22 protein-coding genes are annotated in these 26,252 nt (G+C 40.0%); 4 read left to right on the top strand and 18 right to left on the bottom strand.

Annotated elements, in window-relative coordinates:
* The 4 genes from ACQ2HE_RS07360 to ACQ2HE_RS07375 all read right to left on the bottom strand — a co-directional run.
* The coding region (locus tag ACQ2HE_RS07360) for a hypothetical protein (RefSeq protein ID WP_430902432.1) at positions 1–1,129 on the bottom strand (1,129 nt) is incomplete at its 3' end.
* An 80-nt stretch (positions 1,130–1,209) separates the two neighbouring features.
* Positions 1,210–2,637: a hypothetical protein gene (locus ACQ2HE_RS07365; RefSeq protein WP_430902433.1), complete on the bottom strand. Its 1,428-nt coding sequence runs from the start codon at positions 2,635–2,637 to the stop codon at positions 1,210–1,212.
* A gap of 808 nt (positions 2,638–3,445) precedes the next feature.
* Positions 3,446–4,066, bottom strand: coding sequence for a hypothetical protein (locus ACQ2HE_RS07370; RefSeq protein WP_430899034.1), 621 nt, complete (start codon positions 4,064–4,066; stop codon positions 3,446–3,448).
* A gap of 7 nt (positions 4,067–4,073) precedes the next feature.
* Positions 4,074–5,594: an RHS repeat domain-containing protein gene (locus ACQ2HE_RS07375; RefSeq protein ID WP_430899033.1), complete on the bottom strand. Its 1,521-nt coding sequence runs from the start codon at positions 5,592–5,594 to the stop codon at positions 4,074–4,076.
* A gap of 260 nt (positions 5,595–5,854) precedes the next feature.
* Here ACQ2HE_RS07375 and ACQ2HE_RS07380 point away from each other — a divergent pair, with 260 nt between their 5' ends.
* Positions 5,855–6,091: a helix-turn-helix domain-containing protein gene (locus ACQ2HE_RS07380; RefSeq protein WP_430899032.1), complete on the top strand. Its 237-nt coding sequence runs from the start codon at positions 5,855–5,857 to the stop codon at positions 6,089–6,091.
* Between the two features lie 245 nt (positions 6,092–6,336).
* Here ACQ2HE_RS07380 and ACQ2HE_RS07385 read toward each other — a convergent pair whose 3' ends face one another.
* The 8 genes from ACQ2HE_RS07385 to ACQ2HE_RS07420 form a co-directional block, all read right to left on the bottom strand.
* Positions 6,337–6,846, bottom strand: coding sequence for a hypothetical protein (locus ACQ2HE_RS07385; protein ID WP_430899030.1), 510 nt, complete (start codon positions 6,844–6,846; stop codon positions 6,337–6,339).
* A 10-nt stretch (positions 6,847–6,856) separates the two neighbouring features.
* The gene (locus ACQ2HE_RS07390; RefSeq protein WP_430899028.1) at positions 6,857–7,864 is read right to left on the bottom strand and encodes a M91 family zinc metallopeptidase; all 1,008 of its coding nucleotides are present in this window, start codon (positions 7,862–7,864) and stop codon (positions 6,857–6,859) included.
* Between the two features lie 116 nt (positions 7,865–7,980).
* Entirely contained in the window at positions 7,981–8,214 is a 234-nt protein-coding gene (locus ACQ2HE_RS07395) for a hypothetical protein (protein WP_430899026.1), read from the bottom strand.
* 339 nt (positions 8,215–8,553) lie between these two features.
* Positions 8,554–9,132, bottom strand: a complete 579-nt coding sequence (locus tag ACQ2HE_RS07400) for a hypothetical protein (RefSeq protein ID WP_430899024.1) — start codon at positions 9,130–9,132, stop codon at positions 8,554–8,556.
* Positions 9,133–9,213: 81 nt separating this feature from the next.
* Positions 9,214–9,978 (bottom strand): hypothetical protein, encoded by a 765-nt coding sequence (locus ACQ2HE_RS07405; RefSeq protein ID WP_430899022.1) that lies wholly within the window; start codon positions 9,976–9,978, stop codon positions 9,214–9,216.
* Between the two features lie 267 nt (positions 9,979–10,245).
* Positions 10,246–10,719, bottom strand: a complete 474-nt coding sequence (locus ACQ2HE_RS07410) for a hypothetical protein (protein WP_430899020.1) — start codon at positions 10,717–10,719, stop codon at positions 10,246–10,248.
* A gap of 838 nt (positions 10,720–11,557) precedes the next feature.
* A complete protein-coding gene (locus ACQ2HE_RS07415) occupies positions 11,558–13,207 on the bottom strand; it encodes a serine hydrolase (RefSeq protein ID WP_430899018.1) in 1,650 nt (549 codons plus the stop codon).
* 380 nt (positions 13,208–13,587) lie between these two features.
* Entirely contained in the window at positions 13,588–14,421 is an 834-nt protein-coding gene (locus ACQ2HE_RS07420; protein ID WP_430899016.1) for a helix-turn-helix domain-containing protein, read from the bottom strand.
* A 128-nt stretch (positions 14,422–14,549) separates the two neighbouring features.
* Here ACQ2HE_RS07420 and ACQ2HE_RS07425 point away from each other — a divergent pair, with 128 nt between their 5' ends.
* The 3 genes from ACQ2HE_RS07425 to ACQ2HE_RS07435 all read left to right on the top strand — a co-directional run bounded on the left by ACQ2HE_RS07425 (position 14,550) and on the right by ACQ2HE_RS07435 (position 18,139).
* Positions 14,550–15,548 (top strand): phytanoyl-CoA dioxygenase family protein, encoded by a 999-nt coding sequence (locus tag ACQ2HE_RS07425; RefSeq protein ID WP_430899014.1) that lies wholly within the window; start codon positions 14,550–14,552, stop codon positions 15,546–15,548.
* 275 nt (positions 15,549–15,823) lie between these two features.
* Complete coding sequence (locus ACQ2HE_RS07430) at positions 15,824–16,630, top strand: aldo/keto reductase (RefSeq protein WP_430899012.1); 807 nt, start codon at positions 15,824–15,826, stop codon at positions 16,628–16,630.
* Positions 16,631–16,885: 255 nt separating this feature from the next.
* Entirely contained in the window at positions 16,886–18,139 is a 1,254-nt protein-coding gene (locus ACQ2HE_RS07435) for a metal-dependent hydrolase family protein (protein WP_430899010.1), read from the top strand.
* A gap of 1,314 nt (positions 18,140–19,453) precedes the next feature.
* On the opposite strand, the gene hisB is transcribed toward ACQ2HE_RS07435, so the two are convergent.
* From hisB to hisG, 6 genes are all read right to left on the bottom strand, one after another.
* On the bottom strand, positions 19,454–20,596 hold the full coding sequence (hisB, locus tag ACQ2HE_RS07440) for a bifunctional histidinol-phosphatase/imidazoleglycerol-phosphate dehydratase HisB (RefSeq protein WP_430899008.1): 1,143 nt from the start codon (positions 20,594–20,596) through the stop codon (positions 19,454–19,456).
* A gap of 66 nt (positions 20,597–20,662) precedes the next feature.
* On the bottom strand, positions 20,663–21,085 hold the full coding sequence (locus tag ACQ2HE_RS07445; protein ID WP_430899006.1) for a c-type cytochrome: 423 nt from the start codon (positions 21,083–21,085) through the stop codon (positions 20,663–20,665).
* A 6-nt stretch (positions 21,086–21,091) separates the two neighbouring features.
* Positions 21,092–22,354, bottom strand: a complete 1,263-nt coding sequence (locus ACQ2HE_RS07450; protein WP_430899004.1) for a PQQ-dependent sugar dehydrogenase — start codon at positions 22,352–22,354, stop codon at positions 21,092–21,094.
* Between the two features lie 45 nt (positions 22,355–22,399).
* Positions 22,400–23,452 carry a histidinol-phosphate transaminase gene (gene hisC / locus ACQ2HE_RS07455; RefSeq protein WP_430899002.1) on the bottom strand — a complete coding sequence of 351 codons (1,053 nt, stop codon included), beginning with the start codon at positions 23,450–23,452 and terminating at the stop codon, positions 22,400–22,402.
* Positions 23,453–23,462: 10 nt separating this feature from the next.
* The gene (hisD, locus tag ACQ2HE_RS07460) at positions 23,463–24,743 is read right to left on the bottom strand and encodes a histidinol dehydrogenase (RefSeq protein WP_430899000.1); all 1,281 of its coding nucleotides are present in this window, start codon (positions 24,741–24,743) and stop codon (positions 23,463–23,465) included.
* Positions 24,744–25,130: 387 nt separating this feature from the next.
* Positions 25,131–25,994 (bottom strand): ATP phosphoribosyltransferase, encoded by an 864-nt coding sequence (gene hisG, locus ACQ2HE_RS07465; RefSeq protein ID WP_430898998.1) that lies wholly within the window; start codon positions 25,992–25,994, stop codon positions 25,131–25,133.
* Positions 25,995–26,252: the final 258 nt, after the last annotated feature.

A 26,252-nucleotide genomic window follows, 5' to 3' on the forward strand; every position in this document is an offset into this window, starting at 1 on the left:
TAGTTTGAGTAAACGTATTTAGACTATTCAAACTATAGGATTTAACACTCTGCAAAAGTCTTTCATCAGGGAAACTACCTGGACTTAGATCTTGTCTAGTGTTTGCAACGCTTACAATATCGATATATCCAACGATAGCGTTATTCTTCTTCAATGAAATCTTTTGAAGATACTTTCTTGATACGCTAACCGCAGGAGACAAGGAGAATACAGAGCTGGGGGAAACTGAACCTGAGGTTCCAATTTTAATGCCCGTAGTCACTGCTCCGCTACCTAAATAAGATTGAAACAAAGTATGATTCTGGCTAGTTGTGTAATAAGTAAACTCAATTGTTTCTTTGCCATCAGGCGAGGTCATTTTCGTTAAATACCAACTGCTTGGATAGGAATAAGTCATCGGCTGTTGTACGGATGTAGTAGCGTCGTCCAATGTCATTGTAGAAACTTCTACTTCTCCAAACTCGTAGACCACCCCTTGTTCATCTGTTATTACAAACTTATTCAAATTGGAGGTATTCCAATTAGCTGTGATCGAATGACTAATCTGTATATTGTCCTTTTCCTTTTTAAATACTGATAAATCGGGCTTAATATAAAACTTGCCACTCTTGCCATTCATATTGAAATAGAAAACATCGGGCTGCACCTCTTTCAAACCTTTCTGAATAGAATCCATGAAATTATAGTTCGCGAAGAGATTATCTGTAGAAGGCAAATTCCAAGAATTATTTCCGGTGTAATAATTACCAATTAAATCCGGATTCCCCATGACACTCCGCGTAACAACACCGCCTGCTGAAAACGTCCAGCCCGCACCTGCCCATGTAGGAATATCTTGCGGTTTGAACCCAGAAGCACTGTACGAGAGACTTACTCCTACGCTCAACGATGCACCTTTCAAATCATCTAATGGAACGCTTATTCTCGGAGTACCCGTAAATAAACTTACAGGCACATTACCAAACTGCCCAAGCGAAGCGGCTTCAGGAGCAGGGGGCACTACCCGCTTCGCTTTAAACTCCATTTTTGAAACCGCTAATGCGTGATCCGCATCAGACCATGTGTTGGATTGTGCGAAAAGCTGTCCGCTTAGCAATAGTGCCGCAATAAATTGAACTAGTTTAAACATGATCTATATTCTTTAAAATAAACGCTTCTTACCAAAATGAGCGACAAAGTAACCACCAAGTACTCCCTTATACGCTTGTATCAAAAGGAATACCCTACCCGAAACAAAATTGGCTGCGTTTCGGGAACGTGTTGTCTGTATAAAAAATCAAATAACAATTTAAAATCTGTCTTCATTTTCTTCTTTACAGCGATCTTCTTCGATAACCCCAATAACCCACTTTGTTGCCAGTAGTCCGTCTGCTTTAAAAGACTAATGTTTTCAATTCGCTGTCTATAATTTTGCTCATAACCTCCCGACAAATAAAAAGATCCTTTCAACCTCCAGTCAATGTAGGAGCGTAGTCCTAAACCTTCATGTGTTATCTTAATGTTTCGAATGTCTTTACCCCAGCCCAACTTGTAACTGGCACCAAGTCCAATAACACTTCGATCGTTTAATTTAAATCCAAGTCCTAGTCCTATATCTGAAGTGGTAGGCCAAAAAGGAGTGTTCCTCGTTGATTGAATATTAGCATTATATTCAAGTCTTTTTGCAAAGGGCTTTCGGCGCATCGAATTCGGCCTAAAATCGGGCACTTCCATTTCAGAGTTGCCAGAGGACAATTGACTCAGCTTTTGTTTCAATTGCTTCAACTCTTGCTGCGCCTGTGTAATCTGTTGCTGAAGGGCGTTTATTTGAGCGGTGCTGACACCTTGTAATTGGCCCTGGATCCCTTGCTGCACCATTGCAGTGGTTTGCAGGCCTACTAATCCGGCGGCAGTACCGATATTTCCATTATTAGGGAATAAAGAAGCTAGCTCAGAATGCTTAGAAAAAAACTCCGAAAACATAGGTACTTTTCGAATCACCTTTAAAACCAACTCTTGTTGCTTCAACGGATCGTTCAATACTTGCTTGTAGTCCGCTAACATTTGACCATAATAATAATAGTCCTTATTTAGCTTCTTTAGCTGTCGATTTAATCCAAACTTTGTCGAGTACTGTTTCAGTTGATTTCGTTGCTGCCTCAGAAATGCACTAACAGACCCAGCATCTTTATAAGATTGTTTTAGTGATGAAATGCTCTTAATTCCATTAGAAATGCAAGCTAACTTTTCATTAGAAGAAATATCAAAACTCTTTGTAATGCAGGCAAGACCCGTTTCAAGGCTGTCGAGTTTTGGCAAGTAATTGTCGAGTCCGAGTGTTTCGAGCCTTCCAGAGCGGAGTCTACTCTTCACTGCAGCATACTTCTCCTTGGATTCTTGGAGCAGCGAATTTCCAAGAATAGAGTCTTTCAAAGCAATCTTACGCAGTGCCTTTTTTTCTATTCTTTCAAACTTGTCTAATTGCTTTAGTGATTTCTTTTGAAGCTTCAATGCTAGCTTATCGGCTTTAGAGGAAAGCTTATCAATGGCTTTGTCGGAGAGACTTGCCAGTGTTGAATCAATCTTTACCACTTGGGCAATAGACACCTGACTCAACAGCACCATGCATACAATCGTAAGCAAATGCCTGATTCGCATAAGAAGCTAGTAAAAGGTTTAAGTTTAATATATAACGTTACCGTTATAACTCAAATATACAAACGAGACTAATACAAAAATCAACTAAATAATTTATTAACACTTACTAATGGTTAACACTTACGCCCGCAAAGACCAATTTGTCTCATGCTTTTAAACACAAAACAAGATCAATTTAAATCAGATTTCCGATTAACAGAAAAAGGGGGTGTATAGAATGCGCCAAATCATTCTTTAAATTTCACTGAAAACTTAGGTAGGTTTAACTAAAGAAAAATCTATACTTCAAGTCCATAAACGAACTTCTGCACCTAATCTCACTCATCATTCTAATTCTAGCATGGAAGTTGTTTAGTTTTTAGCTATTCAGTTCTTTAGTTAGCACCAAATAAAACTCAACGTGATATATTTGATTCGGCTGCTCGTTTTTGAAATCAAGTATCATTTTGAGGCAAACTATATCTCAAAATTAAAAATCTAAACAGCTCTTCTTCGATTCTATCAACCCATCTCACTCACATTAAGATAAAATATAATGTTTCGAATTCTCTTTATTAGTAGAGCTTACAAGCCAGAAATTGATCAATAATCTTCCGACCTTTTTTATTTAAAACTCTACCCTTTCTAAGGACAATATCTCAATTAAAAAGTAGACCTAAAAAGATTCTTGCATTTCAGTTTCCTTACTTGTAAGCACTCGCGCTAATGAATAATAACTTCAATGATTTTCAGCAGTCCTAAACTGGCAGCTCATTAACCGCAGTCTTGACACGTGTGGCACAGTAAGTGAATAAATTCGGAAAAATATTTATTCACATTGTCTTTCTATAATATTTTTAAACTTTAATTCATTATTTAAAATAGATATAATATTATTAATAGCTACTAACTCCCTATTATTTAAATCATAAGTTAAGAGTTTGTCTTCTGGATTGCTGTAAGAATATCTTCGATTTCTTTTAGGAGTAAATAATTCTACACGATAACTTATTCCATCAGCTACAACAACAATATTGCCTGTAGATGATTTCCAGTTACTAAATACTTTGCTCTCCGTAGGAAGTGATAAAATATGGCTCTTGTTTAAGCTGTCCCATCTTTTAATCCAGTCTTCGCTAAGTGAAAAACTATCTTTCTTGAATCGATAAAAATGTACCCAGTCATTTGTACAAAAATAAAATCCTTTGACATTCCAGCACCCATTATTATTATGGTTAAATACAAAAAGGGCCTGAGCCTCGCCAATATATTCAGTAACCCAAAAACGCATTTCGAAATCATTTTGGCTAAAATCAGGCTTTGATATACCAGCATATCGAAGTAAACTATCACTGTAATTCTTAAAATCTTTATCACTAGTTATTCTAAACTGTCCGTATTGATATTGATAACAGAAAGAAAATATAACCAAAATAACTATTCTTAGCATTATTCTTCTATTGATTGGTTAGCAATCTTAAGGCGTCCATCAAAATATTTGCACCTTTATAAACTTTGGTTTCAACGTTTCCCTGATATCTGTTTATAAAGCCTACATGATTTATTGAGGGTCCAAGTGTAAACCATGGGACTCTTGTACTAGAAACATTCTGAACATCACATTTTCCTAAATCTTCATCAACGCCTCTTGATGAAGATCCTGACAACCCTTTATCATCCTTATGGGTGTGTGCTGTAGCAACAAGGATGTTGCCATTTTGGTCAAACATTGTACCTTCACTGTTTGTTTTGAGTCCAAAATTTATTTTGTCTTTTTCACCAGTTACTTTGTCACCAAACTTCAGTTCGGCACTACTTAGTTTTCCTTTCTCATTGTGATTAAGCTGTATAACTATCGTTTGTCCATGCTCTTTTTTATCTCCTTGTGCATCTGATTTCATTGTAGTTACAGCTGCAGTCTGATCGGCTTGCTCCTGCACTTCCAAAGGCACAAAGTTATCATTACTTTTGACAGCCTGTTCATTAGCCGAAGTTGTTTTTTCTCCTTTTAAAGTCTTTTGAATTTTATTTGCCTCTTTATCAGTGGTCTCGGTAATTTTGACAGCATCCCCATTTCCGTCACTACCCAAATATCTCAAACCACTTTCAGTTACTGCATAGTAATGGTCCGTTGGACTCATTCCATCAGGGTCGATAAATCGTATCGGATTATCAAAAGCAAAATTGTAGGGAGAATGTCTGCGCATTTGGTCAGCTAGTGGGTCAATTACATGCCATCTTCCTATCTGCTGATCGTACATTCTCGCTCCATAATCATACAACTCCAATCCACTCCCATCACTGAACTCTTTCTCTTGTTTTTCTTTGCCGTTATACTCGTATTTATTATCCAACTTATTCGCTGCTTTCGATGAAATCCCAGCCATCGTTAGTCCAAACAGATAATAATGCGTTTCCTCAGTAATTGCCCCACTATAATGCTTCACACTCATATTATCAAAGAACACGTCCCATCCGGGTGTTTCGTTGTTTACATAAATATACAAATATCCATTCTTTGTTATTGGAATTCCCGTGTACGCTAATGTATTTAACACATTGCTGGCATAATTTCCAACAGCAAGAGCACCACTTTGAGGGTAACTACTTACATACTGGAACTGTTCATCCAATAATATCCAATTCAGATGGGCACGGGGTTTATTGACAACTGTGGGATTGTTACCACTTATAAAGCTATTCAAAGCGCCTAAAAGAGGGCTCGTACTCGTGTTATTGAGTTGATCCAGAGTGCCTTTTGACCCACCGGTGAGGCCAAAAGCGCCACTTGCCAGTGCATTCAAAATATCATTCACGGAATTATTCGTAGCCGTATACGTTTGATCCTTGTAAAATGCTTTAACAGCTACATCTATCACATCACCACTCATGACCTTCAAAACAATTGCTGCTCCTACTTTTGGCCCGCTTCCGTTCAATCGCATCAGTGAATCATTGGGATTGGTGATGCCATCCACCGGATAACCAGATTAAAAAATAAAAAAAAATATACATTACAAAAGAAAATCACTTTTTTTTGACTTTAGGACATAGGTAGCTGTTTTAGTGAATTACCGGTAGACTAATAGGTATAAATACGGTCATACTACACCATTTAAAAAGAAGACTTCGTTCACTATTTAAATATTATTTTTGGAATGATCTAGTATCAAATAGTTAGTCTGATTTAACAAAGAACAAGATTACTGCATATAATATCAATACACCATACCCTATAATGAGTTTAATTGGTCTAAATACTCACATCAACAAACACATCAGAAAGCCTGGCACAAAGAAAAGAGAAGCTTATGAGGCCAAACTGAGTTTAGACCTTTTTAGAGCAGCCATTAAAAAAGCAAGAATTCAAAAAAATCTCATTCAAACACAATTGGGAGAATTGGTAGGTGTACAAAAAGCCCAAATCTCCAAAATTGAAAACAACGTAAAAAGTGGTCGCCTTGAAACTTTGTAGAAAGTTTTTGAGGCATTGAATGTTAAAATTAGTTTTTCAATTGAGTTGAATAAAAAGTAAGCGCAATGTAACGCTATCAAAACATTGAATTCACACTTATCGCTACTATTAAATTTCTTTTAAAGAAATCAAGAGTTTCGAAACCCTTCAAATACTTTAAAATAATTGATCTAGTTAATCAAAAAAGAAGAATAATCTTTCGCAACTTTTACAATAATAAAAACTCACCAACTGCCGGGCTTTTGTTAAAGGTCTCTTTCCAATTTAAAAAACTCTTTAAACTTTATACATTCAATTTGAGTTTTTGTATTTGCTATAAAAACTCTTGTTCCATTTATATATTTTTCTGGCAGAATGCTTGCATTTATATTTTCTTCCTTCCGTATTGCCGTAGTATCCCAGCTCTGAATAAGCTTAACAATATAGGTTGTAAATAGATTTTGCTGTTCAAAAGAAAAAGTATTTCTATTGTAGGTATAATTTAAAACACTTTTTCCATTCCATATCCTACCTGTGTAAGTACCGCTTTCAATTTCATAAGTTTCAAGTATATATAAAGTATCAAAAACAGAGTTGATAAAGTTCAGCTTCCCATCATTGTGAAGTTTTGTTCTCAAAATATGGAACGAATCACCTTTCCATTTACCATTTTCACCAACACATTTTTTTTCAACTTGCTTTGATATGCTTATAAAACCTTTAGGTGCACATGAAAAAAAAGCAACTGATATTATAATGAACAGTATTGATTTCATAAAGCTACTTTTAATAGGTAAATGCAGGTTGTTTCTTTCCCAATTGTTTATAGTTAGTAGTACCAGCAGCATCATAATACAAACTTTGTTGTGTACCGGCTCTTATCAATCTGGTATTAGGGTCTCCGCTACCGCTTGCATCAAAACTATAGTAAGCCCTTAGTGGTAATTTATTCTCTGACCTGATCTGGTTCTCAATATGAGTCGCGTACAATTCGGCATTTCGGATATTTACAGTATTGCCATATGCATCTGTAACGCTTTGCCATGTATTTCTGTCTATTGTGTTATTCCATACATCTCTTACGTGTGCCATCTCATGGGCTAATCCAATAAATGATGGTCTTGTTGTAGATCCCTTAGTGTCAGGAGCACTCGTAGTTCCTGTAGGATTCCATGCTATATAATTCCCCTTGGCTTCTTCTGCTGAATTTGAAGAGCGTTTTACGATTTCAGTGCTGTTTGTAGAAGTCATTAAATCATCAACTAATCCTTTTCCTACATCGCCTGCTGTTCTTATTTTTTCTATTGCAGCTGTAACATCGCCTACAAAAGCTTCTGACCCGGAATAAATAGATCCACTACCATCTAAAAAACCATAGGAGCCGCTTTTATCTTGCCCGTAATAGTACTTTTCTTCCTTAATGCCTTGATTTCCGCTTGCATCAGTAATATTTGTTTTTATAACAATCCAAATACTATCCCCATTAACATCTATAATACTGATAGGATTATTGGCTGCATAATGATAAGGTGATAATGAATGATACTTATCAGCAAATCTATCTTGAGTAAAAAATCTTCCTACTTGATTATCATACATCCTCGCTCCATAGTCCAACCACACCAACCCTGTACCATCGGAGAAATCATTGCGTTGTTCTTCCTTAACGTCATACTTTAGCTTGTTAGGAGTTGTGTTTGGTAACCTACTTGAGGATATACCACTGATAACTAAGCCAAACGGATAATAATGCGTTTCCTCTGTGATTGCCCCACTATAATGCTTTACAATCATATTATCAAAAAATATCCCGAATCTCTTCCCTCTCGGGACAGGCTATCCCATCCGGGTGTTTCATTATTAACATAAATATACAAATATCCATTCACGTTTACTAGAGTACTGCTACTCTACTTCACACAAAAAACACTATCAAGTGTACCACAATATGCACCTAAATGGCCTTTATCGTGAAGGTTTACTCGGCCAACAATTTTCACTTTTTTATTACTAAGCGCTTTAATTTGTGCCATTGTTGAATCATTGGGAATTTTAAACTCCAACCAAAAGGCTTTAGCAGAACCACTTGATGAACTTGAATATAAAGCAACATCTTCAAAACTAAACCTAAGAATACCTTGCATTTGAACAAATTTCCCTTCTAAGCTCTTAATAGTTGAAATATCGTTGATGCTTACTTGAGTAATCTCTTGATAGAAAGGATCTGAAAAACACAAATCAGCTTACGCGCTAGTACCCAATTCCTTACATCCAATTAAGACCATTAATGCAAGCAAAACTGTCAACTTATACATACAGCAGAATTTAGGTTTTACAAAACAGCAGCAAATGCATCACAGATCCCTTTTGAACTTAGTAACACCCGCCACTTATTTTAATAGAATTGATTCTTGAATTTCGGAAGTTCGATGAAAATCAAAAAACGATTGTTTATGAGGAGGTACCGTCGAAATGATGCCAACCTATAGAGGCTCATGATATTGAGAAGCGCTTCTTGTTATCAATATCTGATTACCACAAGTTTGATTCTCCTCTATTTTGTAAATCGCGTTCTGTAAATCAAAACTGATATAAGACGAATACCATTTTTCGTCAAAAAACCTAGGCGCTCTTACTTTCAAAACCCCTCCTGTCTTTGCTGCAAAAGGAAAGCCACTAACTCTATTCTGTTCTGCAAGAATTGATGAAGAAATAACAAAAAAATGATTTCTGTACATAAAGCCACCAATATCATTAAATTCCTTCCTTTCATTGACTCCCAAAGCGAAAACCCCAAGAGCTTGCGCAGGTGATAAATTTGTCATGACAGAAAAAAACTCCTTTCCATCTTTTAAAATTTTTCTAATCAGAAACGAATTCAGAAATCTTACCCGAGAATCAAAGTATCGACATCTTTCGCTAGAGTTAATAGCTGAATCCAAAATCGGATAAATACTATTTTCTACAATTTTGTACTCAGGTAACTCATAGTAAACGGTATCGTTAACAACGGTAGTTAGATAGTTACAAAAGGCTTCATTATTTTTCAATGTAAGTTTCATTTGGGTATTACAAGATGAAACCAAAAGGCCTATTGCGCAAATCAAAACTCTCAATTTGATATATTTAAATTTTTAAAAAGGCTATTCAACAATGCCCGTCGTAAAAAAATCTGCTTTCTTCTTCAAGGTTCCACGTCTCGTGAAGTATATTCTCCTAAAAGTTTTGCCAACTGTAACATCTTTTATATATGGCCTCCATATTGAAATTCTCTCGAGTCTTCTTGACTTTCGAGAAAAGGTAAATAAACTTTTTAATTTTCGTACGGAATCTTGGATACTTACCAAACTAGGGTTTATTTCGTAATAATCAACTGCGCAAAAGCTTTTTGTCTTGTTCGAAGTAATATACAAATCCCATTCTGGATTAGTATAATAGATAAAGACTTTGATAACAATATAATAACCTTTAGTGTAGACATTCACTTTTCGAATTCCACTGCGGTCAAATTCAAAAATAAAATCATGATTATGAATAGAAAAAAAATAGATGTTTCCATTCAGCGTATCGTTTATAGAAGGATTCAGGGATTTTACTGAAGTAATTAAAAAAGACGTATCTGCATCATGGTATGTTATTCCATATCTACCTAAACTAATGTCGTACTTACTACCCCGATCTGTAAGAATTAGGTTCTTGTTTGAATCAATGTACACTAGGTTGCTATCCTCAGTCTTTAACGACTTCATTCTACCCCTGCTGAACCCAAACTGATATTCTCCCAAAGAAATAGACCTCACTTCACCATCAATAGATTTAAAAACTTTGAATTCTTCAAATCCGGTTTGACAAAATGAATTGAAGCAGCTAAATACAATGTATAGAGCAAGAATCAACCGATGTCTCATTTTATTCCACTTTAAGTAAATGTCTATTCTTAATCCAATCTATTAAATATACTTGAATTAAGCTTGTTCCAATATGCTCTTTAATCCATCCATCAAACGCAAGATGAAGTAGCGTTACAAAGGGTGACTTTTCAGCTTACGAGTTTATTGAATTACGTCATTTAATAATCCAAGCTCGTTTTAGTCTTGTCGTTTTTCCATCCAATCTCTTATTCAAACTCCTACAACCTTCCGCTCAAAAAAAGGATATCAAAAAGACATCACCCCTCACTTCTTAAACGTAAACCCCTTCGGCGCTTTCAGATACTCATAGTCGTACATGTTCACAAAGAGATAAATGGGCTTTTCCAATCCTTCATAGGTGATTTCATAACGATCCAGCAAACCACCATCCATAATTCCATTGGAGGTTGCGAATGGGCAACAACTACCAGTTCTTCGGTATTTGATGACCTGATTATCTGGACCCAACAAGGCATTCAAGAACCGTTGTTCGTTCTTAACCGCGTCACTAAATGGACCGCCCACACGAATGGGGTTGGACTCAGTATAGCCATAGGTTTCATCCGTCGATACTTCTGTTAATTGAAACGTTTGCTCATCCAAACGCGGCATGGTATTCTTGTTCGGATACTTTGAACTTGAGGCAGAGGAAGAAGAAGACGAAGAGGAGGACTTCTTGGAAGCGCTGCATTGCGCAAATAGCAAGCCAATGGCCACTACATACATTAGTTTGGTCATACACTAAGATTTTTAAGGTTTAAAGTTGATGCGCTTGGTAGGGAAATTACATAAAAAGAAGGAGAAAAATGCTAAGTTTTTAAGTTTTAAGTTTTTGAGTTGTTAAGTCAGAGCAATAAACGAAATCCCACACTTAATGCCAACAATTCCTCTGGTGCTATCATAGAGGTTATTTAGTTGTTTAGTTTTTAAGTTCTTTCGTTGGCAATGAATATACCTCAACGCAATAGACGTAATCCTTAACCTAATCCCACTAATCATTCTAATCCTAGCGCAGAAGTTGTTTAGTTTTTTAGTTTTTAAGTTCTTTCGTTGGCAATGAATATACCTCAACGCAATAGACGTAATCCTTAACCTAATCCCACTAATCATTCTAATCCTAGCGCAGAAGTTGTTTAGTTTTTTTGTTATTTAGTTCTTTAGTTAGCACAAAATAAAATTCAACGCAATAAACGTAATCCAACACCTAATCCCACCAATCATTCTAATCCTAGCACAGAAGTTGTTTAGTTTTTTAGTTTTTAAGCTCTTTCGTTGGCAATGAATATACCTCAACGCAATAGACGTAATCCTACACCTAATCCCACCAATCATTCTAATCCTAGCGCAGAAGTTGTTTAGTTTTTTAGTGATTTAGTTCTTTAGTTAGCACTAAACACACTTCAACGCAATAGACGTAATCCTACACCTAATCCCACCAATCATTCTAATCCTAGCACAGAAGTTGTTTAGTTTTTTAGTGATTTAGTTCTTTAGTTAGCACTAAACACACTTCAACGCAATAGACGTAATCCTACACCTAATCCCACCAATCATTCTAATCCTAGCACAATCCTGATCACTTTGAAATCCTCTTCCCCTCCATTTCCTGCCCCCCTTGATACAACACCAAACGATTCACTTCACCCTTGTCATTCTTAAAAAACTGAATTTGCGCATTCACCACTTTCAAGAAAAATTTGGTTTCCGATTCGGGAAAGAGATCGAAAGTGGGTTGGCCGGTTGGACTCACTTTCAACTGACCTTTATCTACACTGATCTTCAATATCAAATTGGAACTTATTTCATACTCGCCTTCATAGGTTTTGAGAATCGCTTCGTCTATCTTAATCTCTTTACGAGCAGCTTCAAAAGGCTTCTTAGTAGGCTTCCACATCGTAGGCGCATCGGTTAAATTCTTTGTGGTCAATCCAATTATTGCACCTTTGGCATCGCGTACAAAACTCAATTCGGTTGGACTGTTTTGAAAGAAGAACTTGTCTTTATCATATGCAAAGATTTCGAAAACAGTACTTCCTAATCGCTGCGATTGCAATTTCCCCTTTACCCAACTGATTTGTCGGAGATCACCTTCTTCCGTTTCGTATACTCCCAAGTATTCTTTCGCTTTCAAAGAATCTATTTTGATCACCGTTTTAGGTTTGTTCAAACCCAGCACTTCATAGGTCATCCGTTGAGATACTTCAATTGGCTGAATGGCATTTGAATTCGAAAAAACGGCGATGTACAAATCTTGCGATGGTACATAAATCCCATTCGTCAGAAATCCATTGATTCCGCCACTGTGTTGCACTACTTTTTGTCCGTTCACTTCACCAATGCTCCAGCCATATCCATAGTTTACTTTCTTTCCCGAATTCAAGATATACGGTGTAAAAGCCCTTTCCAATGTTTCCTTCTTGATGATCTTTCCTTCATTGATCGCCTTATTCCAGATATAGCAATCGTTTACCGTACTCATCAAGGAACCTGCGGCATAAGGAAGCGTCATGCTTAAGTAAGTGGCATTTTGAATGCCAGTTGGACCGGGCTCGTATCCTTGCGCGCGATTCGGAATCAATTTTGAATTGCTTCCATACAAACTACTTTTCATACCGAGTGGCTTGAAAATGTTTTTCTCGATATAATCGGCGTAGGTCATGCCGGTGATTTTTTCAATGATGTATCCCAATAGAAAATATCCGGAATTGTTGTAGTTCCATTTCTCTCCCGGTGCAAATTCGAATTTTTCATTTTTGAAAACATCGATGAGTTCGGTGGGCTTCATGTCGCGGGCCATTAATTCAGACCCAAACTTGGCCATATTGGTATAGCTCACGATTCCTGAAGTATGGGTGAGCAAATGTTCAATGGTTACTTTGTTTCCCTGTGTGGGGTAGTCGGGGATGTATTTCGTGATCTCATCTTGCAAACTCAGCTTGCCTTCCTCCATTAATTTCAATATGGCCACGGCTGTGAATTGCTTGGAAATGCTCCCAATGCGAAACACCATTTCTGTGCGCATGGGAATTTTGTTTTCCAGGTCGGCCATTCCAAAGGCTTTGTGGTAGAGAATTTGACCTTTTTGGGCGATAATGGCAGTGGCTCCCGAGCCCTTGGCGGGAAATGTTTTGTTGAGCATACTGTCTACCTGCTTTTCCCAGCTTTGTTGACCGAAACTAAATACGGTGATGAGGAGCAAGCAGCATGTAATGGCTATTTTTTGCATGGTGAAGGTTATTTGTGTGATTAGACGCAATTTGTAAGGATAAGTTACAGGGGAGGTGCTGAGTTTTGAGTTCTTTAGTTTTTTAGTTATTTGACCACGGATTCGCGCAGATTGGCCTCCAATACTCAATTTGTCTGATTGTCTATTTTTAAACCGCGGCGGCGCAGCGTCCTTCGACTCAACCTTCGGTTGGCTCAGGACAAGCTCGCAGCGTTTTCGCAGCGCTTTCAGTCTCTCTGTATTTCCTCCATCTTCCATCTTCCCTCCTCCCTCCTGTATTCTGGCTGTTCCATTATTAATTATTACTTATTAATTATTAATTACCTCCGGCTGTTCCATTATTAATTATTACTTATTAATTATTAATTATTAATTATTAATTACCCTCCCCAATTCCCCGGCGTCACCCCCTCAATCTTCTTAAACACCCTATTGAAATAACTCAAGCTCTCAAAGCCGGTATCAAAGGCGGCTTCGGTGACAGTGCTTCCTTGCATCAATAGTTTTTTGGCTTGATTGATCCGATAGTTCAATACAAAATGCGTATAGGTATTACCAGTGAGTTTTTTAAAGGTTCTGCAAAAAGCAGGGACACTTAAATGCCAGCAATCCGCCGCCGCTTGCACTTCTATGGGTTCTAAGTAATGTGCTTCTACGTGTCGGTACAACAATTCCATTCTTCTTTGGTGCTTCTGCAATATTTCAGAGCTGTACGGCTTGGCATCCAATTCCATGTATTCGGTGCTACAGGCTAAAAGCTGCAAAATTTTCAGCAATTCCAGTAATTGATCGAATTTGTTCTTTTGAGGAAGGGCTTGCAATAGCGGTCCCACCTGAGCTTTGATGGATCCTGTAAACACCAAACTTCCTCGGGCCTTCTCCATCATTAACCGTATCTTTTTCATTTCAGGCGAATGCGTGAGCGCGGAGCCCAAGAAATCTTCGTTTAATTGTACAATGGTTTGATCGATGGGGGTGTTAACGCCGTAGTCGAAATTCAGGTGGGGCGTATGCGGACCAATCAACACCAAATCCGATTCTTCGTAAAATGTAACATGGTCGCCAATTTGACGAGGGCCGCGATCTGCTTCTACATACAACAATTCAAACTCCGGGTGAAAATGCCAATAATAGACATCGTTCAACCCCGGCGTAAGCAATAGTTTAAAGGAACTATCCTCATCTTTTTGAATGTTCTCCAGCAAGATCTTCATACCTGAATTTACTGAATTTTGGTTCAGAAAAGATAAAAACGGTCAATACAGTGCAAAAAATAGCCAAAACAGGGCTTGTATTCAGCCTCTATGAAAAAGTAGCTTTGGTGTATTAAATCAATTGCTATATGAATCCCACACCAACAATGAACCCCACTATGGCGGCAACCATGGCCCCAACGATGGCCACCAATGCCCATAAAGACATCCCCGGCAATCCTTCCGTTGCGAAGAGCAGTCAACAACGATTGAACGACCGCTCCAATGGAAAACCATTGAAAGTTTTGTCGGAAGAAGATTGGAAGTTCTGGATCGAGAACGGCTATATCGTGATCAAAAACGCGGTTCCAAAAGAACAAGCCGAAGCCACAGCAGCCTTTCTTTGGGAATTTGAGGAAAAAGACCCGAATGATCCGGAGACTTGGTACGCACCACCTCGCGCAGAAATACAAATGAAAGAGCTTACTAATAGTGGCATGGTAGAAGTGTACAACAACCAACATTTGTGGAACAACCGTCAAATGCAACGAGTATACGATGCCTTTAGTGATATTTGGGGAACAGAAGAGCTATGGGTCACAATCGACCGTGCGAATTTGAATTTCCCTATGCGACCCGGATTTGAATTCAAAGGCTTTATTCATTGGGACTACGACCCTGAAACCAAACCACAAAACGTTCAAGGGGTATTGGCCTTGGCCGATCAAACCGATGAAAACATGGGCGGCTTTCAATGCATCCCCGAATTGTACAGAACCTATGATACGTGGAAACTAACGCAGCCGGAAGACCGAAACCATTTCCGTCCCGATACAACCGGATTTGATCTGGTAAAAGTAAAAATGGAAGCGGGCGATTTGTTGATCTTCAATAGTCTTTTGGCGCACGGCATTCGTCCGAATTTATCGGGCAATAAAGTGCGTATTGCACAGTACATTTCCATGATGCCTGCGGAAGAAGACAATCCTGCATTAAAAGAATGGCGCATCAATTCTTGGAGAGACCGTATTGCACCGGAAGGGTATGCATTCCCCGGCGATCCAAGAAAATGGGAGCAGAATAAATACGGAACAGCGGAGTTGACGGAATTGGGGGAGAAGTTGTTGGGGTTGAGAAGTTGGAGTTAGAGAATGATTTTTTATTTTGAACACAGAACACCTTTAGATCAAGTTTTGAGTTATTGAGTTCGGTGTTTTAGGCATTGGGCCTTAGGCTTTAGGCTTTTTTTGACCACAGAACACACAGATTACAAATACAAGATTTACACAGATTAGAGGCCGAAAGAATATCAGCAAGACAAAATATTCAGACTCTAATCTGTGTTAATCCGTTATAATCTGTGCGAATCTGTGGTCTAAAAAACTCAAAAAAAAGCTACCTGCCCCGAAAAACATACCACCAAATGACTACTACATTAAACAACGGAATATCCATGCCGCTGCTGGGATTGGGTGTGTACGACATGTACAATGCTGAAGCAGAAGCGGCAGTTTCAAAAGCATTGGAGATCGGATATCGATTGATTGATACGGCTTCGCTCTATCGAAACGAAAAAGAGATAGGCAATGCCGTAAGAAACAGTTCCCTACCGAGAAATGAGATTTTTGTAACTACTAAAGTGGGCAATGGAGATCAGGGATACGACTCTACCCTACGCGCATTCGATACCAGTATGAAATTATTGAACATCGAATACATAGACGCCTACCTCGTGCACTGGCCTATCAAAGGAAAGCGAAAAGATACTTGGAAAGCAGTGGAGCGCTTGTACGAAGAAAAACGGGTTCGATCGGTTGGAGTGGCCAATTACTTGGTCCCTTTTCTAGATGAATTGAAATCTTACGCCAATATTGTTCCGGTGATCGATCAAATGGAATTCAGTCCTTGGTTGTATTTAAAAGCCGAATTGGATCGTTGCAAAAAAGACGGGATTCAATTGCAATCGTATACACCACTGGTTCGAGGTAAGAAATTCAGCGATCCGCTGATTCAAGAACTTTCTACAAAGTATTCAAAAACGCCCGCACAAATCATCATTCGTTGGAACTTGCAGTTGGGGGTTTCCACTATTCCGAAATCATCAAATGAAGCAAGGTTGAGGGAGAATTTTGATGTGTTTGATTTTGAAATTAGTGAAGCTGATATGGAAAGACTGTGTGGATTGAATGAAAATTTTAGAGTGGTGGATGATCCAATCGAAATGCTGTAATATCCGGCTTTTTTCATCGCAAAGAGAAGGAGGGCGCGGAGATACGCGGAGAAAACACTACGATTATTCTGTAGTTAACGATCCTATAAAAATGCTGTGCCTTCCTTCTTTTTTCATCGCAAAATGAAGGAGGGCGCGGAGATACGCGGAGAAAACATTACTCTATTCTCCCTTTGCGCCTCTTTGCGCTCTCTCCGCGCACTTTGCGCACTTTCTCTAAAAATTATCCAATATCTTTATAGCAAATCGACTCTCATGCGTTTGCTATTCTTTCTTTTATTAATATCTGCTCAAAGCTTCGGTCAAACAGACAAATACACTTTACTCAAGCCCGCTCGTGTATTCGACGGCGTTGAAATGCACGATAACTGGATCGTACTGGTAAAAAACGATACCATAGTGGCTGCAGGACCGCAGCAATTCAAGCTGCCTGCCGGCACCACCATCATCGAATTGCCCGGCAAAACCTTAATGCCCGGATTGATTGAAGGACATTCTCACCTCTTGCTACATCCCTACAACGAAACAAAATGGGAAGATCAGGTTTTGAAAGAATCAAGAGCTGAACGCATGTTGCGTGCAGGCAATCACGCCAAAGCCACCGTATTAGCGGGCTTCACCATGGTGCGCGATCTAGGTACCGAAGGTGCTGAATACGATGATGTGGGATTGAAAAAAGCGATTGAAAAAGGACTCATTATTGGACCAAGAATGCAAGTAGTTACCAAGGCTATTGTGGCAAGAGGAACCTACGCGCCACGTCCGGCCAGTTCTGATATTGATTTCCACCAAGGTGCTGCGGAAGTGGGCAATGTAGGAGAAATGCAAAGTGAAGTACGCCTTCAAATTTCTAAAGGTGCGGATCTGATAAAACTATATGCCGATTACCGTTGGGGTAAAAGTCATGAAGCCATGCCTACTTTTACTGTAGAAGAAATGAAAGCAGCGGTGGAAATTGCACAATCGGGCGGCCGACAAGTGGTAGCCCATGCCACCAGTGTGGAAGGCATGAAAAGAGCCATTGCTGCCGGAGTGTACACCATTGAGCACGGCGATCAGGGCACCCTAGAAGTATTCAAACTAATGAAAGAAAAAGGCATCGCCTACTGCCCTACCCTTGCGGCCAGTGATGCGTATGAACAATACGGTGGCTGGAACAAAGCTTCCGGAATCACTCCCGCCAGCATTCAACAAAAAAAGAAAAGTTTTCAAGCAGCACTTGCAGCAGGTGTTACCATCGTAATGGGCGGAGATGTGGGCGTGTTTACGCACGGCGATAATGCCCGTGAAATGATCATGATGGTTGAATACGGAATGACTCCAATTGATGTATTAAAATCGGCCACTTCTGTGAATGCCACGGTATTCGGCGTAGCCGATAAAATGGGCTTCATCAAACCCGGATTACTCGCCGATCTTATTGCTGTTGACGGTGACCCTAGTAAGAATATTGGGGCAGTGAAGGCAGTGGGATTTGTGATGTTAGGAGGGAAGGTAATTAAGAATTAAGAGTTAAGAATTAAGAATTGGGTTGCTTCGCAAATATTGACAACACTGGATTTCGCAAGCGATTCACTATTGCTATTTTGAAAGCCCTTTCTCCATTTGGCTCTAAAGAGAAAGGCCTCACAAAATAGTGTGGGCCTCATTATTAATTATTAATTCGTTGTGCTAATGGCTAATCAAGAAAAACTGATGGCATCAAAAAGCAAGACTGCTTTCTCTTACATTTTCTCTGTCGCATACTGCTTATATATTCAAAATGATTTCATTTTTTAAGTTCCATTCGTCCATCTATGAAGAAAACGATGTCCGAAGCCATTTCGAGCATGCTTCGAAAGGCCAAAGGCCTGAAGAAGTATGCGAGAAATCTGGGTTCTTTTTAAAAAATCCCCGTCATTCCGATCGAGCGAGGCTGCGAAGCAGCCGCAGCGAGAGAGGAAACTCAAAATGTGTTGTTAAAGAAGAGACGGCTTTGAAACTATTTTTTTTCACTAAACTCGTTGGTTAGTTCTTTAGTGATTTAGTTGTTTAGTTTTTGAGTTTGGGGCTTTGCACAAGACACTGGTTTGAATTTGTGCTTTTGGTATTCTTGCGTGGACATGAGTGCCATGCGTCAATAGTGTAGCAACTGAAGAACTTAAAAACTAAATAACTTAAGAGCTTGGCATTTGATAAAGGAAACTAACAATGTGTTGTTAGAGAAGAGACGGTTTTGAAACTATTTTTTTCACTAAACCTATTGTTTAGTTTTTGTGTTTGGGGCTTTGCACAAGACACTGGTTTGAATTTGTGCTTTTGGGCATTTTTGCCTGAAGATCGGCTCCATTCTTCAATAGTGCAACAACTTAAGAACTAAAAAACTCAACAACTCAATTACTTAGCAATTAATAGCGTGAAGCGTCAGGGCTTCGAAATCAGATTCCTTCTATAAAACCCGTTCTGAGGTTCCTCTCTCCTTCGTTTGCTTTGCAAACTCAGTCGTTCGGAATGACCCCTCATTTTTTTATTAAACATTCGATATTTTTCGTGGCCCCCACATCGGCCCTTCGATAATCCCTTCGGGATACTCAGGGACCTTGTGGGGCCCACTCAAAATATCGGTTGGAAGAGTAGCATAGAAAGTAGATTGTTCTTTTAAATGCAGGTAACGCTCTATAACATTAATGAATTGAAATTCTCAAGTGGCATGATTGCAATAGAACATCTTTTTGAGAAGTTAGAATTCCATTTCAAGCCTGTCTCTATTTCATTAAAAAGAAAAAGGCCTCACACAATAGTGTGGGCCTCATTATTAATTATTAATTCTAAACTATTAATTCCTCAAAGTACTCCTTTCGTCGACGGTAAATAATTCTTCATCGGGTCTCGTTTTACTGCCATGCGAATGGCTTTGGCGAAGGCTTTGAAGATCGCTTCGATTTTATGGTGCTCGTTGTCGCCGTGACATTCAATGTTCAAATTACATTTCGCTGCATCACTGAAGCTTTTGAAGAAATGGAAGAACATTTCTGTTGGCATTTCACCGATGCGTTCACGTTTGAACAGAGCATTCCATACAATCCAATTGCGTCCGCCAAAATCAATCAACACTTTTGCTTCGGCTTCGTCCATAGGAAGTGCAAATCCGTAGCGCTCTATTCCACGCTTATCGGCCAAGGCTTTTCCGAATGCTTCGCCGAGTGCGATACCTGTATCTTCAATGGTATGATGTTCGTCGATGTGCAGATCTCCTTTTGCAATCACGGTTAAATCCATAGAGCCGTGACGGGCAATTTGATCAAGCATGTGATCAAAGAATCCGAGTCCGGTATGAATATTCGCTTTACCGGTTCCATCCAAATTCAACTCTACATGAATTTGTGTTTCGTTGGTATTGCGATCGTGATTCACCCTTCTCAATCCCAATTTCAAGAACTCATAAATTTTCTGCCAATCGGTTGATTCCAATACCACCGTTTCTTCTCTCAACAGCGCTACTTGGTCTTGAATTTCAGCAGCGCCGAGTGTTGGATCTTCTACCATCCAAATACCTTTGCAACCTAGATTTTTAGCGAGTTGCATATCGGTAATTCGATCACCAATTACAAATGAATTGGCCAAATCGTATTCAGGATTGTTGATGTATTTGGTGAACATGCCGGTGCCCGGTTTACGGGTGGGAGCATTTTCATGAGGGTAGGTTTTATCGATCAATACCTCTTCAAATTTGATCCCTTCGTTTTCCAGACTTTTGATCACAAAATTGTGCAAAGGCCAGAAGGTATCTTCGGGAAAGGTTGCAGTTCCCAATCCATCCTGATTGGTAGGCATTACCAATTCATAATCGAGTTCTTTGGCAATCTTACCCAAGAACTCAAACACTTTTGGATAGAATGTGAGTTTATCAAAACTGTCTAACTGATAAGTAGGTGGTGCTTCTAAAATAAGCGTACCATCGCGATCGATAAATAAACAACGTTTCATACGATTCTTTAAAAAACAAGCTGTTTCAAATTGAAACAGCTTGCAAGTTACTTATTCTATGGAGGATTATTTTCCTCTTTGAGCTTTTACTTCGGCCGGTGTTACCAAACTCGCTTTGTTACCAAAACTGTTTCGAACATAGGTCAACACATCCGCAATTTGTTGATCGGTCAATACCGATTCTTGCGGAGGCATGGGGTTTTCATAACGATCTCCATCGATCTCTACTTCTCCCCCTTTCAATCCTTTCAAAACAATTTTGATCAAGGCCTTCTTATCGCCCAATACATATTTTGTTTTGATCAGTGGCGGATTCATTCTAGGAACCCCACCGGCATCTGCTTGGTGACAGGCCATGCACACTTCGTCGTACACTTTCTTACCTCTTGTCATGGCTGCTTTCAAAGGAGCCGGTTGAGGAGCGGTATAACTCATCAAAAGCGCTCCTGTTGTAACTAATAGCAATGAGGCAATCCAATACTTTTTCATGTATCCTTATTTTTTATACGATACTTTCCAAATCATACCGGCATTGTCTTCGGTAACATAGATAGATCCATCGGGACCTTGAGCTAAGCCACAAGGACGGTATTTTGCACGATTGATGTTCTCGCCTGCAAAGCCATCAGCGAATACTTCCCACTCACCTGAAGGAACGCCGTTCTTGAATGGTTGGAATACCACGAAATAACCATATTGAGGCTCGGGTGGTCTGTTCCAAGAACCATGGAAGGCAATGAAAGCACCATTTTTGTACTTAGCGGGGAATTGATTTCCGGTATAGAACAACAAACCGTTGGGAGCCATGTGACCTGGATATTGCGCTACAGAATGTTCTTTGGTAGCACAGATATCTTCTTTCTCACGATTGCCGCCGTATTCAGGGTTCAACAATTTCAACTTCTTATCGTTGTCGAAATAACAATAGGGCCATCCGCAGTCAACTCCTTTCTTAATACGGAACATTTCTTCAGCAGGGCTGTTGGCACCAGCTTTCGCATCGAACATTTCGGGAAAATCTTGGAACAACATATCACGACCGTGTTGCATTACAAACAAGTCGTTTGCGTCACTGTTCCAATCCAATCCCACTACGTTTCTCAAACCTGTAGCATAGCGAACGCCATCGGCATAGGTTTGATTGAGTTTATCTGCTTTGAATTGCCAAATCCCACCGGCTGTTTCCAGAATGGGGCAAGGCATCATTCCTTTAGAACCTTTCTTGCGATCGCTTTCCTGACATACATTGCTTGGGGCACCGATGTTTACATAAATGTTTCCGGCATTGTCGAGTGCCAATGATTTAGAAGCGTGCTGGTTCTTATTCACCAATCCGCTCACAATCTTATCAGGGTTCTCGATGTTTTCAATATCACCGTTTGCTTTCAATTTGTAACGAAACACATCATCGTTTGATGAAGCATACAAATAACCGTTCTTGATGGCGATACCGGTACCGATGTAGTTACCGAATTTCAAGGTATCATCTAAAAAGCCGTCTTTATTCGTATCGCGAAGGCGTAAAATCCCGGCACCTCCACTCAAACGCTCCAATTTCACAAACACGTCACCATTGGTGTTCACCGCAATATGACGAGCGCGGCCTTTATTAGCAGCGATGGTAGTGGCGGTAAATCCTTCCGGAACTTTTAATTTGATTTGTTCTACCGGCAGCCAATACTTATGTAATGAGCTGGCAAACAAAAATGGAACCGCAAAGGCGGCCAATGCAGTTGTGCGAAGCAAGGTTTTCATCATGTTATTTTAGTTTATGCGAATCGCAATTTAACTTATTTACCACCCTTATTTTGAATAATTTTTAAGAGCGGCGACCAGTGTTTGATTCTCGGCGGGGGTACCTACGGTTACTCTTAAACAACCCTCGCATAAAGTGACGTTACTCCGATCACGAACCACAATTCCTTGAGTGAGAAGGTAATCGTATACGGCTCTTCCGTCTTTTACTTTTACCAACAAGAAGTTCGCATCGGAAGGATACACTTTTTCTACTCCGGGAACGGTGGTCAATTCAGCGGCCAGTTTATCTCTTTCTTCCACTAAAATTCGGATCATATCGTTCACCTGTCCCACTTCCTCCAAGGCTTTTAGCACCAAATCTTGAGAAGCCTGGTTGATATTATAAGGCGGTTTCACTTTGTTCATCACATCAATGATGGCTTTACTTGCGAATGCCATTCCCACGCGGAGCGCTGCCAATCCCCAGGCTTTACTCAGCGTTTGCATTACCACTAATTGGGGGAATTCCACCAAATCGCGGGCATAAGAAGGCTGACGAGAAAAGTTGATATAGGCTTCATCAATCACAATCAACCCGAAATAGTTGTTCAGCAGCACTTCCACATCGGCTCTATTCAAAGAATTGCCGGTAGGGTTGTTCGGTGAACAAAGGAAGATCATTTTAGTATGATCGTCGATGGCCGCATCAATGGCGGGAATATCGAGTTGAAAATCGGGCGTCAAGGGCACCGACTTAATTTTCACATTATTGATATTCGCGCTTACCGAATACATGCCATAAGTAGGCGGACAAATCAAGATATTATCGATCCCCGGTTCGCATACCGCACGAATCAACACGTCGATGCATTCATCACTTCCATTACCTAAGAAAATTTGTTCCGGTTTTACAGCTTTAATGGCAGACAGTTTTTCTTTAATGGCCCACTGTAGGGGATCCGGATAACGATGATACCATTTGGTGAGGGGCGAGCCCAAGCTGTTTTCATTGGCATCTAAATACACACTCGCTTCTCCTTTAAACTCGTCTCTAGCAGAAGAGTAAGGAACCAAATTGCGGATATTATCACGCAGTAGATTGTTAATATCAAAATTCATCGCTATCGAATTATAATGTTTTTAATCGAACCGTTACCGCATTGGCGTGCGCTAGCAGTCCCTCTGCCTCGGCCATGGTAGTAACAGTTGTGCCAATGGCTTGAAGTCCTTCTTTAGACAATTGCTGGAAGGTTACTTTCTTCACAAAACTATCCAGACTCACACCGCTGTATGCTTTCGCATAACCATTGGTGGGAAGGGTGTGGTTGGTACCACTGGCATAATCGCCCACACTCTCCGGAGTATACGCTCCCAAGAAAACAGATCCTGCATTAACAATGGATGGAATTAATGCTTGTGGGTCTTCGCAATTCAAGATCAAATGTTCAGCAGCATAGGCATTTAGCAATTGTAGCGCTGTCTCACGGTCTTTCACTACAACTATCTTGCTGTTCTCCAATGCCTGATCGGCCAAGTGTTTGCGGGGCAATTGAGAAAGCTGCTGTGCTACGGCTTCTTTCAATTTTTCGGGAAGACTAGCATCTGTAGTAACACAAATTACTTGACTATCGATCCCGTGTTCTGCTTGTGAAAGAAGATCGGCTGCCACAAAATCAACATTGGCGGTTGCTTCGGCAAACACTGCAACTTCGCTAGGGCCGGCAGGCATGTCGATGGCGGTACCCGATTGTTGAACTAACTGTTTCGCACAAGTGACGTATTGATTTCCGGGACCAAATATTTTATATACAGCGGGAATAGAATCGGTTCCATAGGCCATGGCGCCGATCGCTTGCGCACCGCCGCATTTAGCAAGAACGGTTACGCCCACTAATTTGGCAGCATAGAGAATAGCCGGATGCAAGCCTCCTTCTTTATTGGGAGGAGAGCACAACACAATTTCTTTACAGCCTGCAATTTGAGCAGGAATGCCCAACATCAATATGGTAGAAAATAATGGAGCGGTGCCACCCGGAATGTACAAGCCCACTTTTTCGATGGCTATGGATTTGCGCCAGCATTGAATACCGGGCATGGTCTCAATTACCTGCACTTCGCTTTGTTGTGCTTCGTGGAATTTTCTAATATTGGCAGCGGCTTGATCCATGGCGGCTTTCAAAGCCGGATCGAGCGAGGCAATGCCTTGCTTCCATTCTTTTTCAGTAACGAGCAAGCGCTTCAATGAAATGCCATCCAATTCTTTGGTGAATTTTTTTACGGCTTTATCGCCTTTGTCCGACACTTTCTCTAAAATCTTCCGAACGGTCTTTTCTAATTTCTGCGCATCCATCACGGGTCTAGCTACGATCTCCGACCATTGTGATTTTTCCGGATTTGTATACAATCTCATAGTTTGTTGAGATTTGAGTGTTTTAATTTTTTAGTATCAAAAAGTTCTATTGCTTATTGCCGTCCGTTTTTTCACCGCGGCGGCGCAGCGACCGCAGCGTTTTCGCAGCGCTGTCAGTCTCTCTGTATTTCCTCCCTTCCCGCAACGGCTTCGCCTGTCCCGTATCGTTCCTCACGGGATAGACTCCACTGCTTTTGCTACGCAAAACCAGCCTCCCTCCTCCCTCCTGTTTTCCGGCTGCTCCATTATTAATTATTAATTGTTAATTATTAATTACTCCCGGCTATTCCATTATTAATTATTAATTGATTATTTATTAATTAACTCCCCCTGTCCTTCTTCTTGTTCTTTTTCTCCTCCTTCCTCCCTCCTCTTATCCTCCTTCCTCTACAACACCATCTTCTCAATCGGCACTACCAAAATCCCCTCTGCACCTGCTTCTTTCAATTGCTCGATCTTGTCCCAGAATTCAGCTTCACTGAGCACGCTGTGTACGCTGCTCCAACCTGTAGAGGCCAAGGGTAAAATAGTTGGGCTTCTCATACCGGGTAATAAAGAAACAACGGTTTCGAGTTTTTCGTTCGGTACGTTCATTAAAACGTATTTGTTCTTCTTCGCTTTTTTAACAGTGCGAATACGGAACAAAAGGGTATTCAATAATTGAAGTTGTTCTTCACTGAGTTGATTGTTCTGAATCAACACGGCTTCACTTTTCAGAATGGTTTCTACTTCTTTCAACCCATTCATGAATAAGGTAGAACCACTGCTTACTAAATCGGCCACCACATCCGCCAGTCCAATGCCGGGAGCAATTTCAACCGATCCGCTGATCTCGTGAATATCTGCAGTAACATTGTGGTTTGCCAAGTATTGCGACACTAGAAAGGGATAGCTGGTTGCGATGCGTTTGCCTTCCAAGCTTTCAGCACCGCCGTATTCCTGATTTCTAGGAATGGCGATCGACAAACGGCATTTTCCAAAACCCAGTTTTTCAATCGTGCTTACTTTCTTGTTTTTTTCCAAGAGTACGTTTTCACCCACGATGCCGATGTCTGCTACACCGTCTTCAACGTATTGAGGAATATCATCGTCGCGCAGGAAGAATACTTCCAAAGGAAAATTATCACTCTCGGTTTTTAAACGGTCTTTCACGTTTCTCAAGTCGATGCCACATTCTTTGAGCAAAGCCGTTGAATCTTCGTAGAGGCGACCTGATTTCTGGATGGCGATCTTTAGTTTCACCGCTGACATATAGTTTTTCTTTTATTTGAATAACGTGCAAAAAAAATGGCTTACCGAAGTAAGCCACGTAATTCTATGATCAAATACATACAATACACATCGGCTTACCCTTGCAGGCAAGAATGATGATGATGAATATGTACGGTGTTTTTTCTCATTTCCGGGGCAAAAGTACGCCCAAAAATGAAACCTCCAAAATAAAATCAACCTCTCCTGTAAAAACCAACACTTGTTTGTATGGTTTATCAGTATCTTAACACACTAAAA

Source organism: Endoryza foliicola, from assembly GCF_050589245.1.
In the GTDB taxonomy this organism is placed as follows: domain Bacteria; phylum Bacteroidota; class Bacteroidia; order Chitinophagales; family Chitinophagaceae; genus Endoryza; species Endoryza foliicola.